The sequence below is a fragment of the Phytopseudomonas daroniae genome, assembly GCF_004327275.1.
Taxonomy (GTDB): domain Bacteria; phylum Pseudomonadota; class Gammaproteobacteria; order Pseudomonadales; family Pseudomonadaceae; genus Aquipseudomonas; species Aquipseudomonas daroniae.
The window spans coordinates 175851-194543 of record NZ_QJUJ01000009.1 but is presented as its reverse complement, the minus strand read 5'-3'; the positions used below and the strand labels follow the sequence as shown (position 1 = coordinate 194543).

The 18693-nt window shown below is 64.3% G+C and carries 16 protein-coding genes; 8 read left to right on the top strand and 8 right to left on the bottom strand.

Going from position 1 to position 18693, the window contains the following annotated elements:
• Positions 1-282: 282 nt before the first annotated feature.
• From DNK10_RS20065 to DNK10_RS20040, 6 genes are all read right to left on the bottom strand, one after another.
• The gene (locus tag DNK10_RS20065; protein ID WP_131192777.1) at positions 283-1812 is read right to left on the bottom strand and encodes a DHA2 family efflux MFS transporter permease subunit; all 1530 of its coding nucleotides are present in this window, start codon (positions 1810-1812) and stop codon (positions 283-285) included.
• A gap of 1 nt (position 1813) precedes the next feature.
• Positions 1814-3004, bottom strand: a complete 1191-nt coding sequence (locus DNK10_RS20060) for an HlyD/EmrA/EmrK family protein (RefSeq protein WP_131192776.1) — start codon at positions 3002-3004, stop codon at positions 1814-1816.
• 9 nt (positions 3005-3013) lie between these two features.
• Entirely contained in the window at positions 3014-4453 is a 1440-nt protein-coding gene (locus tag DNK10_RS20055) for an efflux transporter outer membrane subunit (RefSeq protein ID WP_131192775.1), read from the bottom strand.
• An 8-nt stretch (positions 4454-4461) separates the two neighbouring features.
• Positions 4462-4929, bottom strand: coding sequence for a MarR family winged helix-turn-helix transcriptional regulator (locus tag DNK10_RS20050; protein WP_131192774.1), 468 nt, complete (start codon positions 4927-4929; stop codon positions 4462-4464).
• A gap of 277 nt (positions 4930-5206) precedes the next feature.
• Positions 5207-5875, bottom strand: coding sequence for a nitroreductase (locus DNK10_RS20045; RefSeq protein WP_131192773.1), 669 nt, complete (start codon positions 5873-5875; stop codon positions 5207-5209).
• A 51-nt stretch (positions 5876-5926) separates the two neighbouring features.
• Positions 5927-6145 carry a response regulator gene (locus DNK10_RS20040; RefSeq protein WP_131192772.1) on the bottom strand — a complete coding sequence of 73 codons (219 nt, stop codon included), beginning with the start codon at positions 6143-6145 and terminating at the stop codon, positions 5927-5929.
• A gap of 265 nt (positions 6146-6410) precedes the next feature.
• Between DNK10_RS20040 and DNK10_RS20035 the strand changes: the two genes are divergently transcribed.
• The 8 genes from DNK10_RS20035 to DNK10_RS20000 all read left to right on the top strand — a co-directional run bounded on the left by DNK10_RS20035 (position 6411) and on the right by DNK10_RS20000 (position 16497).
• On the top strand, positions 6411-7097 hold the full coding sequence (locus tag DNK10_RS20035) for a hydrolase (RefSeq protein ID WP_131192771.1): 687 nt from the start codon (positions 6411-6413) through the stop codon (positions 7095-7097).
• A 53-nt stretch (positions 7098-7150) separates the two neighbouring features.
• Positions 7151-7729, top strand: coding sequence for a putative antibiotic biosynthesis monooxygenase (locus DNK10_RS20030; RefSeq protein WP_131192770.1), 579 nt, complete (start codon positions 7151-7153; stop codon positions 7727-7729).
• Positions 7726-9708 carry an amidohydrolase gene (locus tag DNK10_RS20025; RefSeq protein WP_131192769.1) on the top strand — a complete coding sequence of 661 codons (1983 nt, stop codon included), beginning with the start codon at positions 7726-7728 and terminating at the stop codon, positions 9706-9708. The genes DNK10_RS20030 and DNK10_RS20025 overlap by 4 nt, the downstream gene beginning before the upstream one ends.
• Position 9709: 1 nt before the next feature.
• Complete coding sequence (locus DNK10_RS20020; RefSeq protein WP_131192768.1) at positions 9710-11314, top strand: MFS transporter; 1605 nt, start codon at positions 9710-9712, stop codon at positions 11312-11314.
• A 56-nt stretch (positions 11315-11370) separates the two neighbouring features.
• The gene (locus tag DNK10_RS20015) at positions 11371-12144 is read left to right on the top strand and encodes an alpha/beta fold hydrolase (protein WP_131192767.1); all 774 of its coding nucleotides are present in this window, start codon (positions 11371-11373) and stop codon (positions 12142-12144) included.
• A 106-nt stretch (positions 12145-12250) separates the two neighbouring features.
• Positions 12251-15190, top strand: coding sequence for a sensor histidine kinase (locus DNK10_RS20010; protein WP_244216291.1), 2940 nt, complete (start codon positions 12251-12253; stop codon positions 15188-15190).
• On the top strand, positions 15187-15828 hold the full coding sequence (locus DNK10_RS20005) for a response regulator (RefSeq protein ID WP_131192765.1): 642 nt from the start codon (positions 15187-15189) through the stop codon (positions 15826-15828). The genes DNK10_RS20010 and DNK10_RS20005 overlap by 4 nt, the downstream gene beginning before the upstream one ends.
• 153 nt (positions 15829-15981) lie before the next feature.
• Positions 15982-16497 (top strand): helix-turn-helix transcriptional regulator, encoded by a 516-nt coding sequence (locus DNK10_RS20000; protein ID WP_208738842.1) that lies wholly within the window; start codon positions 15982-15984, stop codon positions 16495-16497.
• Between the two features lie 171 nt (positions 16498-16668).
• On the opposite strand, the gene DNK10_RS19995 is transcribed toward DNK10_RS20000, so the two are convergent.
• Entirely contained in the window at positions 16669-17691 is a 1023-nt protein-coding gene (locus DNK10_RS19995; RefSeq protein ID WP_131192763.1) for a TRAP transporter substrate-binding protein, read from the bottom strand.
• Between the two features lie 144 nt (positions 17692-17835).
• The gene (locus DNK10_RS19990; RefSeq protein WP_131192762.1) at positions 17836-18660 is read right to left on the bottom strand and encodes an HpcH/HpaI aldolase/citrate lyase family protein; all 825 of its coding nucleotides are present in this window, start codon (positions 18658-18660) and stop codon (positions 17836-17838) included.
• Between the last annotated feature and the right edge of the window lie 33 nt (positions 18661-18693).

Sequence of the window (18693 nt, the reverse complement as noted above, 5' to 3'; positions counted from 1 at the left end):
GATACCCAGGGCAAGCGTTCCCGGGTATCGCTGCGCTCAACGCCGGGCTACATCCCGGTAGCGATGCAATCGCGGCCTGCCGCAACCTGTAGGAGCCCGCTTGCGGGCGAAGCGATTGCAGCCATTCCGCAAAACCGCATCACGGCAACCAATCGCCGGCAAGCCGGCTCCTACGCAATAGTGTAGGAGCCCCGACCTCGGGGCGATGCGCTTGCGGCCATCACGCAGAACCGCATCGTGGCCAGCAATCGCCGTCCTACAGGATCGCACCCAGCACGCACTTCAATGCCCGCCACCCGACTCCGCGGCGCCCTTGGCCGAGAACGGTGGCTTGGCCAGCCAGATGACCAGGATCAGGCCGAGGAACAACCAACCCATCAGCGTGAAGTAATCCACGGTCGAGAGCATGTAGGCCTGGCTTTCCACCACCTGATCGATCTGCGCATAGGCCGATTGCGAGGCGCCGCCGAGCTGATCCAGATATTGCTGGGTGGCTGGATCGTAGGGCGTGACATGCTCGGTCAGTTGCGCGTGGTGATGGATCTCCCGGCGATGCCAGATCCAGGTGGTCAGCGACGAGGCGAAACTGCCGCCCAGCACGCGCAGGAAGGTCGCCAGCCCGGAGCCGTCGGCAATGTCCTTCGGCGGCAGGCTGGACAGCAGGATGCTGGTGGTCGGCATGAAGAACAGCGCGATGCCCAGGCCCATGAACACCTGCACCTCGGCGATATGCCGGTAGTCCACCTCGGTATTGAACGACGCGCGCATGAAGCACGAGGCGCCCATCACCAGGAAGGAACCACCGGCCAGCAGGCGCAAATCGAACTTGTGCGCGTACTTGCCCACCAGCGGTGACAGGAACAACGGCAGGACACCGAGGGGCGCCGCCGCCAGACCGGCCCAGATCGGCGTATAGCCCAACTGGGTCTGCAGCCACTGCGGCAGCAGCAGGTTGATGCCGAAGAACCCCGAGTAACCGAGCACCAGTGCCAGGGTACCGAAGGTGAAGTTGCGGTACATGAACAGGCGCAGGTTGATGATCGGGTGCTGATCGGTCAGTTCCCAGATCACCAGGGCCACCAGCGAGACCACTGACACGGCCGTGCCGATCTGGATGAAGGTCGACTCGAACCAGTCCAGGTCATTGCCCTTGTCCAGCACCACCTGGAGCATGCCGACGCCCAGCACCAGCAGGGTCAGGCCGACATAGTCGATAGGCTGATGGACGATGCTCTCCGGCCGTTTGCGCAACTGCGCCCAGACCACCAGGGTGGCCAGGATGCCGATCGGCACGTTGATGAAGAAGATCCATGGCCAGCTGTAACTGTCGGTGATCCAGCCACCGGCAATGGGCCCGATGATGGGCGCGACCACCGTGACCATCGCCAGCAGCGCCAGGGCCATACCCCGTTTGACACTGGGAAAGATCGCCAGCAGCAGGGTTTGCGCCATCGGGTACAGCGGCCCGGCGACCAGCCCCTGCAGGGCGCGGAACGCAACCAGTTCGGGCATGGAACGGGCAATGCCGCAGAGGAACGAGGTGATCACGAACAGCACCACCGCGGCGAGGAACAGCTTCACCTCGCCGAAGCGCCGCGCCAGCCAGCCGGTCAGCGGCAAGGCGATGGCGTTGCACACGGCGAACGAGGTGATCACCCAGGTGCCCTGCTCCGAGCTGACGCCCAGGTTGCCGGAAATGGTCGGCAAGGCGACGTTGGCGATGGTGGTGTCGAGCACCTGCATGAAGGTCGCCAGGGAGATGCCGATGGTAGCCAACAGCATGCTGGCCGGGCGAAAGTTGGCGTCGCTCATGTCAGCCCTGCTTTGCCTGAGTGACTGCCTGGGCAGGCCCGTTGGCGTGGATAATGCGTTCGATCAGCGCATCGGCCTCGACCAGCGGCGCGTCGTAGACAGCGGTGCTGAAGCGCGGCTCGCTCGGCATCTGCGTGGACAGTTGCGCACCGCTCTGGTCGTGCAGGTCGACGGTCACCGCCGTGGACAGACCGATACGCAGCGGATGGCTTTGCAGTGCCTCTTCGTCCAGGCGGATTCGCACCGGCAGGCGCTGGACGATCTTGATCCAGTTGCCGCTGGCATTCTGCGCAGGCAGCAGCGAGAAGGCGCTGCCGGTACCCACGCCGAGGCTCTCGACATGGCCCTGATAGGTCACTTCGTCGCCGTACAGATCGGCTTCGACGGTCACCGGCTGGCCGATGCGCATCTCGCGCAGCTGGGTTTCCTTGAAGTTGGCATCGATCCAGATCTCGTGCAGCGGCACCACGGCCATCAGCGCGGCGCCAGGCTGGATGCGACTGCCGACTTGTACCGAGCGGCGCGCCACATAACCGCTGACCGGCGCCACCAGGGTGCTGCGCGCATTGTTGAGGAAGGCCTGACGCAGTTGCGCGGCGGCACTCTTCACGTCCGGATGAGAAGCGACCACGGTGTCGTCGGTCAGTGCCTGGTTGGTGTCCAGTTGCTGCTGGGCGGAGACCAGAGCGCTCTGTGCGCTGCTCAGGGTGTCCTGGGCATGAGCCAGTTCCTCGCGGGAGATCGCGCCCTTGCTCGCCAGGGTCACACGCCGCTGATAGTCGGCCTTGGCGCGCTGCACGTCGATCCTGCGCGAGGCCACCTGGGCCTTGTAGCTGTCGACATTGCTGAACAGCCCGCGCACCTGGCGCACCGTCCGTGCCAGGTTGGCTTCGGCGCTCTGCTGGGCCACTTCGGTGTCGGCCGGATCCAGCCACACCAGAGGCTGGCCGGCCTCGACGTAGTCGCCGTCATCCACGGCGATACGCGTCACCGTGCCGGTGATCTGCGGGGTGATCTGTACCAGATTCCCACCCACATAGGCGTCGTCGGTCTCTTCATAGAAGCGCCCGTACAGTTCGTGATAGGCGAAGATCGCCACGCAGCACAGCACGACGACAGCGCCGAGGCCTAGCAGCAGACGTTTGCGCTTGCCCGAATCGGGGGCAGCGGGAGTGGCTTGAGATTCGGTCATGACGAGTACTCAGCGTGCGGAAGTGGAAGATGGAGCGGCAGCTTCGAAGCCACCACCGAGGGCCTGCATCAGCATGACCGAGGCGTCGATACGCTCGGCACGCAGGCTGGCCAGTTGACGCTCGCTCTGCAGCAGTTGCTGCTCGACGCTCAGGGCGTCGAGGTAATTGCCGATGCCGTCGGCATAGCGCTGCATGGCGATGTCGTAGGAACTGCGGGCGATATCGCGAGCCCGTTGCTGCTGCCCGATCTGCTGCTCCAGGGAACGGATGCGGCTGATGCCATCACCGATATCGCCCAGGGCGCCGATCAGGGTCTGGTTGTACTGCGCCACGGCCAGATCGTAGTCGGCGTTGCGCCCGGCCAGCGCGGCGCGCCGGCTGCCACCGTCGAAGATCGGCAGGCTCAGGGCCGGGCCGACACTGAAAAAGCGGCTGGCACCGCCGAACATGGCATCCCCGAGCAGCGATTTGCTACCTGCCGCGACAGTCAGATTGAGGTTGGGGTAGAAATCGGCCTTACTGGCGGTGATGTCCCGAGTGGCAGCCTCGACGCGCCAGCGTGCAGCGACCAGATCAGGACGGCGGCCGAGCAGCTCGGCAGGCACATTGGCCGGCAGGCTGAGTGCCGTGGGCGCAATCAACTGCGGGTGCGGCAGCGTTTCACCGCGATCGGGCCCCTGCCCGAGCAATACCGCCAGGCGGATGCGCGCACTGTCCACCTGCTGCGCGGCAGCGGTCAGGCTGGCCTCGGCGGCCGCTTCCAGGCTCTGGGTCTGCTGCAGTTGATACTCACTGTCGAGCCCGGCATCGACCCGACTACTGGCCAGTTCGAGCATGTCGCGGCTGCGTTTGAGATCCTGTTCGGCCAGATCGTGGGTGGCGTAGGCCAGACCGAGGTCGTTGTAGGCGCGAGTCACTTCGGCGGCAAGCGTCAGGCGTGCCCCCTGGCGATCCACCTCACTGGCCCGGGCGCGCCCGAGAGCGGCTTCCCAGGCGGCACGTTCGCCGCCCCAGAGATCGAAACGGTAACCGCCGTCCAGCGACAGGCTGCGCAGAGTGCCATAGCGCCCGCCCTGGCCGCTGGGGTCGTCGACCCGCGCGGAACGTGAACGGGTCACCCCGGCATTGGCGTCCAGCGTCGGCTGGCGCTGCGCGTCGGCGGCCAGCACTGCGGCACTGGCCTGGCGGGCACGGGCATCGGCGACCTGCAGATCGGGATTGCTGCGCAGGGCTTCTTCGATCAAGCCGTTCAACTGCTGATCACCCAGGCGGTTCCACCAGTCACTGGCGGGCCAGGCCGCAGGCGACAGATTGCCGGCGAAGGTGTGTTCGCCGCGCAGGCTGGCCGCATCCAAGGTATGGCCTTCGGTGTGCAGTCCATCGGGCGAGGCACAGGCCGCCAGCAGCAAGGCGCTGAAAAGCAGAGTCAGGGGGGTACGCAACGGCATGGTGTTCTTCATTCTCCCGGCATGCACGGCAAGGCGTCGGCAGCCATCAGTATCTTTTTCAGCAGGCGTTGTAATTCGTCGAGCTCGGGGCGGCTCAGGCAGCCGGTGAGGTCGTTGATCGCATCTGCAGCGATCTGCGGCACCAGCAGGCCCAGGGCACGACCGGAGTCGGTCAGGGTCAGGCATACCTGGCGGCGATCTTCGCTACTGCGCTCGCGGATGATCAGCTCCTTCTGCTCCAGGCGGTCGAGCATGCGGGTCATGGCCCCACTGTCGAGGTTGAGCAAGCGCACCAGATCGGCGGGTGTGCTGGCCAGCTTCTGGCTGATCAACAAAACCACCTTGAACTGCGCGGCAGTGATGCCGTGCTCGACCAGATGGCGCTCCAGCAGGCGATCCTTGAGCTGATTGGTCAGGGCAATGAGGTGGCCCGGTGAGTGCTGCAGCGAAAAACGCTCGCGGTCGAAATGTGGCATGTGGATTTCCTGCCCAGGCAGTGAATGCCGTGCAGATTACTGCCCAGGCAGCTAATAACCCAATTACATTTCGTAATACTCGATATCAATTTCAGAAATACTTTGAAATATTCAGGCATTCAGAAGTGACTCTCGAGGCGTGTTCCGGTTCAGGTGATTTCTGTTGGGAAGGTGGCTCCTGAGCCGCTGAACGCGGCAACGCCTGGGCAATCGAACCTGGTCTCGCGTTGCTCAACCCAGGCTGCGGGGGGATTCGTCTGCCGGTTCTGCGCCCTGCTCACTCGACGAAGGTGCAGAACGCGTCGAGCGGCAGGCGTTCGCTGACCAGTCGATTGACCGGCGCGTCGGGGTCGGCGTAGCCCACGGCGATGGCGCAATGCAGCATGTAATCGGGTGGCGTCTGCAGAAAGCGCTCGACGCTCAGGTGATAGCGCGCCCAGCAGGCCTGAGGGCAACTATCCAGACCGTACTCCTTGAGCAGCAGCATCAGGCTCTGTTGATACATGCCCAGGTCGGCCCACTGCCCCGGCCCCATACAGCGGTCGACGAAGAAGAACAAGGCACAGGGCGCCTCGAAGAAGCGGTAGTTGCGGGCGAACCAGGCCAGGCGCGCCGACTTGTCTTCGCGGCCGATACCAAGCAGCGCATACATCTGCTCGCCCACCTCGAATCGCGCGGTGCGATAGGGCTCCTGCAAGGGTTGCGGGTAGACCGCGTAATCCGCAGGGTCGGGCTGCGGGTCGTCCGTCAGCCGCTGTGCGATGTGCCGGCGAAAACGCGCCATCGCCTCGCCCTGCAGCACGTGGATGCGCCAGGGTTGCAAGTTGCCGCTGGAAGGCGCGCGGGCCGCCTGTTCGAGCAGCTCGCGCAGCAGCCCCGTATCCACCGGGCGTTCCAGAAAGGCGCGGATGCTATGGCGTTCACGCAGGGCCTGGCTGACCTTCATATCACCTCCTTGATTAACCCTGACGTCGATAACGCCCGCCGCCGCGGCTCTTCATGCTTGCCTGTCATTGCCCTGTTTTTCGATGCTATCGGGCAGATGCGCATCGACACTGGCGAGGAAACGACCGATATCCAGTGGTTTGGTCAGGTAGTCGGCAAAGCCAGCGGTCATGCCACGCTCGATGTCGCGGGGCATGGCGTTGGCATTATCGTCTTCTCCCAATGCTGCTTGATACGCCCCGGCGTGCGCCTCGTGAAAGGCGTTGCGCAAGTGAGGTGGGCGCGGGGCGATCCGCCTGCAATGCCGAACCACAGCACGTTGGCTCCTACAGGATGCTGCCCGAACCATTCCACCAACGCCAGGCCGGTGTTCCGGGAAGCCACACGCCGACGATCGCAGGGCTGTTCCAGAATCGTAGTCCCATCCAATGCCGATCGTCGGTGCTCTGCGATAGTCCTTGTGCATGTTCCGCCGAGCATCGCAGGCGCGGATCCGCGCCATCGCAGCATCTCCCGTAACCTGACAGGTAACCGACATGAGCAATCCAAAAACCGAAGTCCTGACACCACAAAACAGCCAGGTGATCTTCATCGATCAACAACCGCAGATGGCCTTCGGCGTACAGAGCATCGACCGGCAGACCCTGAAGAACAACACCGTGGGTCTGGCCAAGGCGGCCAAAATCTTCAACGTCCCGACCATCATCACCACGGTGGAAACCGAAAGTTTCTCCGGCCATACCTACCCCGAGCTGCTCGCCGTATTCCCCGACGCACCGCTGCTCGAGCGCACCTCGATGAACTCCTGGGACGATCAGAAAGTCCGCGACGCCCTGAAAAAGAACGGCCGCAACAAGATCATCGTTTCCGGTCTGTGGACCGAGGTGTGCAACACCACCTTCGCCCTTTCCGCCATCCGCGATGCCGGCTACGAGATCTACATGGTCGCCGACGCCTCCGGCGGTACTTCGCAGGCCGCCCATGACTACTCCATGCAGCGCATGATCCAGGCCGGCGTGGTTCCGGTGACCTGGCAACAGGTGCTGCTGGAATGGCAACGCGACTGGAAGAACCGCGACACCTATGACGCCGTCATGGCCCTGGTCAAGGAGCATTCCGGCGCCTACGGCATGGGCGTCGACTACGCCTACACCATGGTGCACAAGGCACCGGAGCGTGTAGAGCACGGCCCAACCCTGGCGCCGGTCGCCGCGCCGATCTGAGCAGCCGCCGGCCTCCACGTAGTGGAGGCCGGCCCCAACGCGAACAGGCCTGAATGAATCAGACATCCGCCGATACCGTCACCCTGGTGGTGCGTCATCAGATCAGCCAACAGCATGAGGCGCACTACGAAACCTGGCTGCGGCAGATCATCGACACCGCCAGCCGCTGCCCTGGTCACCTGGGCGTCGATGTGGTGCGCGGACGCCAGGCTGGCTTCGTGCACTTCACCTGCGTGCTGCGTTTCGACCAGTTGCAACACATGCAGAGCTGGCTTGATTCCGAGGCGAGAACCCAACTGGTCGCCGAAGTACAACCCCTGCTGCAAGCTGGCGATAACACCGAAATCCTGTTGGGCAAGGACTTCTGGTTCAGGCCTGACAACGCCCAGCAACCCCCGCCACTGTGGAAGCAGGCCTGCGTGACCTTCCTGGTCATCCTGCCACTGAGCCTGCTCGTGCCGTTGCTCTGGCAGCCCCTGTTTCAACGTATTCCCTGGCTTGGCGGCTATGTGCCGAGCAACCTGCTGATCACCCTGAGCATCGTCCTGCTCGTGGTGTATCTGTTCATGCCCATGGCCACGCGATTGTTCGCTGCCTGGCTGAACTCAACCCCCGATGAGGATCGACCATGAGCCAGGATCCCTCCGACCCGAAACGCCGCCACTTTCTCGCCACCAGCAGCGCACTCGGCGCCGCGGGTGCACTGTGGTCCGCCCTGCCCTTTGCCGCTTTCGCCGGCACGTCTTCCGCAACTACCCAAGGAGGCAACATGAGTGCCGATCTCATCCTGTTCAACGGCCGCCTGCATACGGTCGATCAGGAAAAGCCACAGGCCAGCGCCGTGGCCATCAAGGACGGTCGCTTCGTCGCCGTGGGCAGCGATGCCGAAGCCATGGCCCTGCGCGGTGATGCCACCCGTGTGGTCGATCTGCAGAAGCGCACGGTGATCCCAGGTCTCAACGACTCGCACCTGCACCTGATCCGCGGCGGCCTCAACTACAACCTGGAGCTGCGCTGGGAGGGCGTGCCGTCGCTGGCCGATGCTCTGCGCATGCTCAAGGAACAGGCTGATCGCACGCCAACGCCGCAGTGGGTACGGGTAGTCGGTGGCTGGACAGAATTCCAGTTCGCCGAAAAACGCCTGCCCACGCTGGATGAGTTGAACAAGGCCGCGCCGGACACTCCGGTGTTCGTCCTCCACCTGTACGACCGCGCCCTGCTCAACCGCGCCGCATTGCGCGCCGTCGGCTACGACAAGAACACGCCGAACCCGCCCGGTGGCGAAATCCAGCGCGATGCCAGCGGCCAACCCACCGGCATGCTGATCGCCCGGCCCAACGCACTGATCCTCTACGCCACGCTGGCCAAGGGGCCGAAGCTGCCGCTGGAGTACCAGGTCAACTCCACCCGCCAGTTCATGCGCGAACTCAACCGCCTGGGCGTGACCAGCGCCATCGACGCCGGCGGCGGTTACCAGAACTATCCGGACGACTACCAGGTGATCCAGGAGTTGGCCGACAAAGACCAGCTCACCGTACGCATCGCCTACAACCTGTTCACCCAGAAGCCCAAGGAAGAGCTGACCGACTTCAAAAACTGGACGGGCAGCGTCAAGCTGCACCAGGGCGACGATTTCCTGCGTCACAACGGCGCCGGCGAGATGCTGGTGTTCTCCGCCGCCGACTTCGAGGACTTCCTCGAACCACGCCCGGATCTGGCCCCGAGCATGGAAGACGAGCTGGAGCCGGTGGTGCGCCACCTGGTCGAGCAGCGCTGGCCGTTCCGCCTGCACGCCACCTATGACGAGTCCATCTCGCGCATGCTCGACGTGTTCGAGAAGGTCGACCGCGACATCCCCTTCAACGGCCTGCCCTGGCTGTTCGACCACGCCGAAACCATCAGCCCGCGCAACATCGAGCGGGTGCGTGCGCTTGGTGGCGGCATCGCCATCCAGCACCGCATGGCCTTCCAGGGCGAGTATTTCATCGACCGCTACGGCGCCAAGGCTGCCGAGGCCACACCGCCGATCCAGCGCATGCTGGCCGAAGGCGTGCCGGTCGGCGCCGGCACCGACGCCACCCGCGTGGCCAGCTACAACCCCTGGACAGCGCTGTACTGGCTGGTCAGCGGCAAGACCGTTGGCGGCACCACGCTCTACCCGCAGGGCCTGCCACGTTCCACCGCCCTGCAACTGTTCACCCACGGCAGCGCCTGGTTCTCCAGCGAGCAGGGCAAGAAGGGGCAGATCCGCGTTGGCCAGCTCGCCGACCTGGTAGCGCTGTCGGCGGACTTCTTCAGCGTCGAGGAAGAGCAGATCAAGTGGCTGGAATCGGTACTCACCGTGGTCGGCGGCAAGGTGGTGCATGCCACCTCCGAGTTCGACAAACTCGCGCCGCCAACCCTGCCGGTGATGCCGGACTGGTCGCCAGTGGCCCTCGTGCCCGGCCACTGGAGCCCCAATGCCGCACCGCTGACCGCCAGCATCCACCAGTGCATCGGTTCCTGCGCCGTGCACGCGCACCAGCATGACCGCGCGCGCCGCAGCAGCGTACCGGTCAGCGATCATCAAGGCTTCTGGGGCGCCTTCGGCTGCTCCTGCTTTGCCTTCTGACATGGCCAGCGAAAAAGCTTCGCCCTGGGGCGCACTCAACCACAGCACGTTCCGCTGGCTATGGCTGGCCAGCATCGCCTCGAACATCGGCACCTGGATGCACGAGGTGGGTGCCGGCTGGCTGATGACCAGCCTGTCGAGCAACCCCATGCACGTGGCACTGGTACAGGTGGCCGGTTCCGCGCCGATGTTCCTTCTGGCGCTGCCAGCCGGGGCCATGGCCGACATCATCGACAAACGCCGTTACCTGCTCGGCGTACAGATGTGGATGGCCGCCGTGGCAACCCTGCTCGCCACTCTGACCCTGCTCGGGCTGACCACGATCGGGTTGCTGCTGGGCATGACCCTGGCCATGGGCGTCGGTACCGCGCTGATGATGCCGGCCTGGTCGGCCTTGACCCCGGAGCTGGTGAACAAGCGCGACCTGCCCTCGGCCATCGCGCTGTCGAGCCTGGGCATCAACGTCGCCCGCGCCCTCGGCCCGGCCATCGCCGGGGTGCTGGTCAGCCTGAGCGGCCCGTGGGCGACCTTCGGCCTCAACGCCCTGTCGTTCTTCGCGGTGATGGTGGTGCTGCTGACCTGGAAGCGCGAGCGCCAGCTCGCCACTTTCCCGGCCGAACGCCTGCTCGGCGCCATCCGTGCCGGCTGGCGCTACAGCCGCGCCTCACGTCCTTTGCAGGCAGTGCTGGTGCGCGCCGCGGCATTCTTCGTCGGCGCCAGCGCCGGTATGTCGCTACTGCCGCTGATCGTGCGTGGCGAGCTGCAAGGCAGCGCCAGCGACTTCGGCCTGATGCTCGGCAGCGTCGGCGTCGGCGCGGTGCTCGGCGCTACCCTGTTGCCCCGCCTGCGTGAACACATCAGCAGTGACCGCCTGGTGCTGCTGGCCAGCCTGCTCTACGCCCTGGTGCTGCTGGCGCTGGCCGGCTTACGCCACTTCGCCGTATTGCTGCCGGTGATGCTGCTCAGTGGCGCGGCCTGGATCGCCGTGCTCTCCAGCCTGCAGATCGCCGCGCAGACCTCGGTGCCGGACTGGGTGCGCGCCCGTGCGCTTTCCGTCTATATCCTGGTGTTCTTCGGCAGCATGGCCGCCGGGGGCGCGCTCTGGGGGTTCGTTGCCAGCCATAGCTCAATCCCCGTCGCCCTGCTCGCCGCTGCCGGCTGCCTGGTGCTGGGCCTGCTGTTGACGCCACGCTTCCCGCTGCCGGTTACCGAAGCTGAAGACCTTGCGCCGTCGCTGCACTGGCCGGTGCCGATCCTGGCCGACGAGGCCGACCGTGAACGCGGCCCGGTGATGGTCACGCTGCAATACGACATTGCGCCGGAACAGGCCGCCGCCTTCCGCCAGGCGATGAACGAAGTGGCGCGCATGCGTAAACGCAACGGCGCGTTTTCCTGGGGGCTGGTGCAAAGCAGCGAGAACCCGCGGTACTGGCAGGAATTCTTCTTCGACGAGTCCTGGCTCGAGCACCTGCGCCATCACGGCCGGGTGACGCGCGCCGAACAACGCATCGAGGCCGCCGCCAGGCGTTTCCAGAACCCTGACATACCAGTACGCATCGAGCATTTCCTGATGCCCGCGAAAGACGTTCCACTGCAGGCGGAGTAGTTACCCACCTGGCCCTGAGAACGACCACGACCAACGCACGACACGCGGGCCTGCGCATGAATCGACACGCTCTATTCATCCACGGTACCTGGCTCACTCCCTCGATCTGGGAGCCGTTCCAGCGTCGTTTCAGTGCTTGCGGTTATTCTTGCAGCGCGCCGCCCTGGCCGCTGCTCGCCAACAAGATGGAGATCCCGCACGAACAACTCGCCAGGCAGATGACGCAACTGAGCATCAGCACCATTCTTGCCCACTACGAAGAGCACATCCGCAGCCTCGACCAACCACCGCTGCTGATCGGCCACGACCTCGGCGGCCTGCTGGTGCAACAACTGCTCGATCGCGGCCTGGGCCTGGCCGGTATCGCCATCGACCCCATACCGCCACGCGCGGGGCTGCTGGGGTTGTGCAGCACCTGGCCATGGCTGCTGCAATGGGCCACTTGGCGTAAGGTGCTATACATGACACCGCAGTATTTCGCGCGCAATATGGCGCAAACCCTGACGCCGGCACAGCAATGCGCCGCCTACGCGCGACACATCGTACCGGCGCCAGGGCGAGTGTTCTTCGACACGGCGCTGGGTATTGGCAACCGGGTCGATTTTGCCAATTCACAACGCGCGCCTCTGCTGCTGATCGCCGGGGGCAGTTCCCGAACCATCCGCGCCGACATAGTCGCCGCCATTTACCGCCGCCATCGGCGCTCGACGGCCATCACCAGCTTCAAACAGTTCTCCGGCTACAGCCACTGGCTGATCGCCGAACCTGGTTGGGAGAGAATTGCTGACTACAGCATCGAATGGGCACAGAACCAACTTGGACGCTTCTAGACAATCACACGCCCCACAGGCCCGCCTCTGCCTTGTAATGGGCCTTCTTTGCCTGCTGCTTTTCAGTGTCCCGGCACAAGCCGACAGAAGCGCACTGGAACAACAGTTGGAACATCGCCGCTGGACTCTCAACGACGACAGCCCCAGCCAGATCGGTGCGCTGGCCAAAACCCATGACGGTTATCTGTGGCTGGGCACCCACGACTCCCTCTACCGTTTCGACGGTTTCAACTTCACCAGCTATCGCACACCGGATGGCCAGAATCCGGGCATCGTCTCCAGCCTGCTGGCCGGCGACGCCGGGCTGTGGGTGGGGCTGCGCAATGGCGGCATACGCCTGATCACCTCGCAGGAAGAGCAACCGCGCGCATTCGATCTGGCCCTCGGCGTGATCTATGCCCTGGCGCAAACGTCGGACGGCCGAGTGTGGGCGGCGGCCAACGACGGCCTGATGCGCTTCGATGGCAAACACTGGGAACAACTGAGCAGCGATAGCGGCTTCCTCGGCAAGAACGCCTATAGCCTGTTCGTCGATAGCGGCGACAGGCTCTGGGTCGCCGACGAACAGCGCCTCTACTATCTGGATCCCGGCACGCAGGTACTGCGCGACAGCGGCATTCACAGCAATCGCACCCGGCAGATGGCCCAGGCCCCCGATGGAGCCCTGTGGCTGATCGAGCGCGACAGCGAGACGTTGCTCCGGGTCGAGACGGATAGACCCCAAGCACAGGCGACTCGTATCGCCATCGGCGAGGTGGTCAACGCCATGCTCTTCGATCTCCATGGCTGTCTGTGGCTGAGCACGGTTGGCGGCGGCCTAATGCATGTGGCCAGGCCCAACGACCATGACGCCAGGGGGTTTACGTTCAGTGAGCGATTTTCCTCGCGCGACGGGCTCAGTTCCGACGTCGCCTGGCCCCTGCTCGAAGACGACGAAGGCAGCCTCTGGATCGGCACGCAGAAGGGTCTCGATCGCCTGCGCGAACGCCCGCTGCAGCCCGCAGGTTTTCCTGCCAACGCGCACAACCTGGCACTGGCCGCTGACGACGACGGCAACCTCTGGGCCGCAAGCAGCAACCTGCCGGTCATGCGTATGGACAACGACAACCTGCATTATCTGCCTTTGCAAACGCCGATCAGCGCGATCAGCAAAGATCCGACAGGCTCGGTCTGGCTGGCCGGCCCCGAAGGTATCTGGCGTAGCACTGGCAACCAGCTGGAGAAGGTCTCCACCCTGCCCGTCGAGCGCAACCTGGACTCGTCGGTGCGTACCCTGCTGGTCGATCGCCAGGGCATGCCCTGGCTGTCGCTGAACCGTCAGGGCCTTTACGTCCTGCGCCACGACCAGTGGCAGCAGCTACCGGCACCAAGCGACAACCCCTCACAGCAGATGCCGGTGAGCTCTGCCCTCGCGCCTGACGGTCGACGCTGGTTCGGCTACCGCGACAACCTGATCGTCAGCCATGATGACCAGGGCGAGCGCCACTGGGGCAGCGCCGATGGCCTGGATATCGGCCATGTGACGGCGATGGCCCACCTGGCGGATCACAGTTGGTTCGGTGGCCAACGGGGCCTGGCACGTTTCGATGGCAGACGCTTCCAGACCCTGCCACTGACCAGTAACGGCCTGTTCGACAACATCTACGCCATCATTCCCGTTACCGGCGAGCACGGCGAAGACCTCTGGCTGCAGAGCAAGGGCGGCGTCTTTCAGTTGCCGGCCGAAGAAATCGGGCGCGCCCTGAACGACCCTCGACACTACATCCGCTATCGAACCTACGACCTGCAAGGTGGGCTGGCCAATGACCCGCAGCAGGTGCTCGCCCTGCCGACTGCCGTGCGCACCACCCAGGGCCAACTGTGGTTCGTGACCCGCAATGGCGTGCTCGGTTTGAACCCGGATAGGGTGGAGCAGAACACCCCTCCCCCCAAGGTGCGGATCGAGTCGATGATCGTCGACGGCGAAACGATCCCGCTGAAAACCTCCCCTACATTGCGAGCCAACAGTCAGCGCCTGGTCATCGGCTATGGCGCCTTGAGCCTGTCCACTCCCGAAGGCCTGCACTTTCTCTACCGCCTCGATGGCTTCGATAGCGACTGGCATTCCGCCGGGCGACAGCGTGCGGCGATCTATACCGGCTTACCCGCCGGAACCTATCGCTTTCGCGTACGCGCGCTCAACCAGGATGGAATACCTAGCGAGCAAGATGCCGAATTGAGTTTCAGCATCGACCAGGTGTTCTACCGCCATCCCCTTTTCATCCTGGCCCTGGGCCTGGCCGTGCTGGCTACGCTGCATCTGTTCTACCGCAGCAATATGCAGCGGACAGCCGAACGCCTGCGCACGCGCCTGGAAGAGCGCCACGACGAGCGCGAACGCATCGCCCGCGAACTGCACGACACACTGCTGCAAGGAGTACAGGGGTTGGTTCTGCATGTGCAGGCCGCTGCAGACAGTCTTCCTGTCGAGCAACCGGCGCGGCGCAAACTGGAAAACGCCCTGGATCGTGCCGACCAGGTGATCGCCGAAGGCCGCGAGCGGGTACGCAATCTGCGTCACGCCCAAGACGCTTCGACCGACCTGCCGCAGATCCTGCGCGAGTTCGAACACCTGCACGAACACCCCGGCACCCGCTACCAGGTAGAGATCGAAGGCGCACCCTGCGCATTGCACCCGGTGGTGCATGACGAACTCTGCCAACTCGCCCGTGAAGCCGTCAGCAATGCCTTTCGCCATGCCATGGCCAGTACCGTGCGCGTACAGCTCGAGTACAACCCCCGTCAATTCTCGTTGCGGGTCAGCGATGATGGTCGCGGTATGCTTGCCGAGTACCTGCAAGGCGCAGAACCCGTCGACCATTGGGGCCTGAAGGGTATGTACGAACGCGCCGCCAAGATCGGCGGCACATTGAATATTAACAGTGCTTCCGGACGCGGCTGCCAGGTGCAGATGACCCTGGCCGGGCCACTGGCCTACCGCCAGCCGCACCCTCGCGCCCGGCGTTGGCTAAACTGGAAACGCTTGATCAGGAACTCGCTCCCATGACAGCCGCCAACCCCATCCGCGTCCTGGTCGCCGATGACCACCCCCTGCTACGCGAAGGCATCGCCGCAGTGCTCGCCGGGCAGGCGGACATCGACCTGGTCGGCGAAGCGGGCGATGGCCGGGAGGCGCTGGAGTGCTTTCGCCGGCTGCGTCCGGACGTCACCCTGATGGATCTGCAGATGCCACGCATGAACGGCATCGAGAGCATCCTGGCGATTCGTGGCGAATGCCCGGATGCGCGCATCGCCATCCTCACCACCTACCGCGGCGACGTGCGCGCCCTGCACGCGATTCAGGCGGGCGCGCAGGCCTATCTGCTGAAAAGCAGCCTGCGCAAGGAACTGGTGGAGACCATCCGCACACTGGCCGCCGGCAAACGCCACATTCCCCCGGAAATCGCCGCCGATCTGGCTGAACATATCGGCCAGCAGTGCCTCAGCCCGCGCGAAGTGGAGGTATTGCAAGCCGCAGCCGTCGGTTACTCCAATCGCGATATCGCGCTGCAACTGCGCATCACCGAAGACACGGTCAAGGGCCATATGCGCGTGATCATGGACAAGCTCAGGGCCAACAATCGCACCCACGCCGTGGCCATCGCCGTGCAACGCGGGATCCTCGAAGTCGGAACCCCACTTTAGTGCTGCCACCCTACCCCTCCTTGTGAGCTGTGCGTCGCCAATGGCACCGCGCATGCTTTGCATCCAGTCAGACAAGGAGGCTTCCAGATGGGCTCGCTCGGAGAATTTCGCGCAATCCCGCCCTGCCTGCATCAAGCCGGGCGAGACCCGCAGATGCTTGCACGAGTCGCCAAATTGCTCGGTGATGCCGCAACGGCGCTGCAGGAGGACACGCAAAGCGCTTACTTCTACCTCGACCAGGCCATGGAGCTGTTACGCCAGGCGAACAACTGCAGCGAGTGCGGTGCTCGCCATGCCGGAGGTGGTCTTACCCACTGGCAGGCACGCCGCCTGGATCAATACATCAGCCAGAAGCTCGCAGACCCCATTCGCACCTGCGACCTGGCCGCCCAGCTCAGCCTGAGCAGCAGCCACTTTTCACATGTGTTCAAACAGACCTTCGGCATTACGCCCCTGGCCTATGTCGCGCGCAAACGTATAGAGGCCGCCAGGGAGATGATGCTGGCTACCGAGGCGCCCCTGACGCATATCGCCCACGCCCACGGTTTCTGCGACCAGTCGCACTTCACCCGCACCTTTCGCCGCGAAACAGGGCTGAGCCCGTTAATGTGGCGGCAGCGTTGCGCCCCAAGGACGCAGCCCGGCAATGACCATCAGGAACGTATCTGATCAGCCCAGCATGGTCGCATGGCCCGGGTGGCTGGCCACACGCTCGATCCAGGCGCGGATGGCGGGGAAGGTTTGGGCGGTGGATGAAGGCAATACATGTGTGGGACATAGTCCAAAAAAAGGCCGCCTCCTGATGGAAGCGGCCTCCGATGCTGGCTGAGCGACAATCGATCACTGCGCCTGGTTGGATGCCTCGGCGGCCTTGATCAGGTCAGCTCCGATATCGTTCTCGAACTTCTTCCACACCGGGCGCATGGCTTCGCGCCATTGTTCCCGCTCTTCGGGGGTCAGTTCGATGATCTCGCTGGTACCAGCCTTGACGATGGCGGCGCGGGCTTCGTTGTTGAGCGCGTCGGCCTGGCGGTTCACCTCGGCAGTGACCTCGACCATGACCTTGTCCAGTTCGCTGCGTATATCCTCGGGCAGACCGTTCCAGAACTTGGTATTGGTGATCACCATGTAATCGATCAGGCCGTGGTTGGATGCGGTGAAGAACGGCTGCACCTCATGCACCTTCTGGCTGAAGTAGTTCGACCAGGTGTTCTCGGTACCGTTGACCACCCCGGTCTGCAGGCCCTGATAGACCTCGGCGAAACTCATCTTGCGCGGCGCGGCACGCAGGGTCTTGAACTGCTCGTCGAGCACGGCGGAGGCCTGCACGCGGAACTTCAGTCCGCGAGCATCCTTCGGCTCATGCATCGCCTTGTTGGCCGACAGCTGCTTCAGACCGTTATGCCAGTATGCCAGGCCGGTGATGCCCTTGCCTTCCATGCTGGTGAGCAGGGCCTTGCCCTCGGCGCTGCCCTGGAAGCGGTCAACGGCTTCCATGTCGTCGAACAGGAACGGCAGGTCGAAGATCTGCATCGATTTGGCGTAATGCTCGAACTTGGCCAGGGATGGAGCCAGCAGTTGCACGTCGCCGAGCAGCAGGGCCTCCATTTCCTTGCCATCGCCGAACAGCGACGAGTTGGGGTACACCTCGACCCTGACCCGGCCCGGCAGGCGCTCCTCGGCCAGCTTCTTGAACAGCAGCGCGCCCTGCCCCTTGGGCGTGTGCTCGGCCACCACGTGGGCGAACTTGATGCTGATGGGAGCCGCCGGCTTGGCGTCGGCAGCCTGGGCCAGACCGGCTACGGAAACGGCTACGGAAACGGCTACAGCGCAGACCAGCGCTTTAAGGGAAAGCTTGAGCATGGTTGTACCTCATCTTGTTTTTGTTGATAGGTAGCTATTCGAGCTGCGTACTACTGTTTACAACGCGCGGCTCCCTCCGCGGAATTCACCATTGCGCATAGGCGCGTTCGGTATCTCCGAACGCTCGCCCTTCCTCCAGGCCAGCTAAGCCAGCGCTCCGGCGCGCGCCACGATACGCCTGGCGCGGCCGACAACGGGCGCATCGACCATTTGCCCATCGACCACGAAAACACCGTCGCCGCCTTCGCCGGCCTGCAATACCCGACGCGCCCAGGCCAACTCTTCAGCAGAAGGCGCCAGGGCCTGATGCACCACGGCGACCTGGCTGGGATGAATGCACAGTAGCCCGCCGAAGCCCATATCGCGGGCGTCACGGCTGGCGCGGTCGAGACCGGCCTGATCCTGGATGGCGGGAAATACGCTATCCAGCGGCGCGGCCAGATTGGCCAGACGGCTGTGCAGCAGAACTGCGTAACGGGCCTGATCGAGAATACGCTCGGCTGCCGCCGTGCCGCTGTTCAGCCCCAGGTCGAGACCCAGATCCAGTCCCCCGAACGACAGCCGCTCGACACCTGCCGCAGCGGCAATGTCTGACAGGTGATGCAGGCCGCGGGCACTTTCGATGATCGGCCATATGGGCTTGCCGGCGTCTGCGACCCGCGCCACCTGGGCGGCGCTTTCGACCTTGGGCAGCAGTACGCCGACAACGCCGGCATGGCGCTGACACAAGGCGATATCTTCAGCGTGCCCGGCATGCTCGGGCGAATTGATGCGTACCAGCAGCCGCGCCTGGGGATGGCCGCCGAGAAAGGCATCCAGGTTGGCCCGGGCCTCGACCTTGAGGCTTTCCTGCACGGCGTCCTCGAGGTCGACGATGACCGCGTCGGCACCGCTGGCCAGGGCCTTGGGAATACGCTCCGGCCGGGAGGCCGGGACGAACAGGGCGGAACGGACAATGGGTGTGCTCATAAAGACTGCTTCCTGGCCCCATGGGGTCAATGG

Bases quoted from the DNA above. Each gene is read 5' to 3' on its own strand.
- DNK10_RS20065 (WP_131192777.1), bottom strand. From the start codon at position 1,812: ATGAGCGACGCCAACTTTCGCCCGGCCAGCATGCTGTTGGCTACCATC.
- DNK10_RS20060 (WP_131192776.1), bottom strand. From the start codon at position 3,004: ATGACCGAATCTCAAGCCACTCCCGCTGCCCCCGATTCGGGCAAGCGC.
- DNK10_RS20055 (WP_131192775.1), bottom strand. From the start codon at position 4,453: ATGCCGTTGCGTACCCCCCTGACTCTGCTTTTCAGCGCCTTGCTGCTG.
- DNK10_RS20050 (WP_131192774.1), bottom strand. From the start codon at position 4,929: ATGCCACATTTCGACCGCGAGCGTTTTTCGCTGCAGCACTCACCGGGC.
- DNK10_RS20045 (WP_131192773.1), bottom strand. From the start codon at position 5,875: ATGAAGGTCAGCCAGGCCCTGCGTGAACGCCATAGCATCCGCGCCTTT.
- DNK10_RS20035 (WP_131192771.1), top strand. From the start codon at position 6,411: ATGAGCAATCCAAAAACCGAAGTCCTGACACCACAAAACAGCCAGGTG.
- DNK10_RS20030 (WP_131192770.1), top strand. From the start codon at position 7,151: ATGAATCAGACATCCGCCGATACCGTCACCCTGGTGGTGCGTCATCAG.
- DNK10_RS20025 (WP_131192769.1), top strand. From the start codon at position 7,726: ATGAGCCAGGATCCCTCCGACCCGAAACGCCGCCACTTTCTCGCCACC.
- DNK10_RS20020 (WP_131192768.1), top strand. From the start codon at position 9,710: ATGGCCAGCGAAAAAGCTTCGCCCTGGGGCGCACTCAACCACAGCACG.
- DNK10_RS20015 (WP_131192767.1), top strand. From the start codon at position 11,371: ATGAATCGACACGCTCTATTCATCCACGGTACCTGGCTCACTCCCTCG.
- DNK10_RS20005 (WP_131192765.1), top strand. From the start codon at position 15,187: ATGACAGCCGCCAACCCCATCCGCGTCCTGGTCGCCGATGACCACCCC.
- DNK10_RS20000 (WP_208738842.1), top strand. From the start codon at position 15,982: ATGCTTGCACGAGTCGCCAAATTGCTCGGTGATGCCGCAACGGCGCTG.
- DNK10_RS19995 (WP_131192763.1), bottom strand. From the start codon at position 17,691: ATGCTCAAGCTTTCCCTTAAAGCGCTGGTCTGCGCTGTAGCCGTTTCC.
- DNK10_RS19990 (WP_131192762.1), bottom strand. From the start codon at position 18,660: ATGAGCACACCCATTGTCCGTTCCGCCCTGTTCGTCCCGGCCTCCCGG.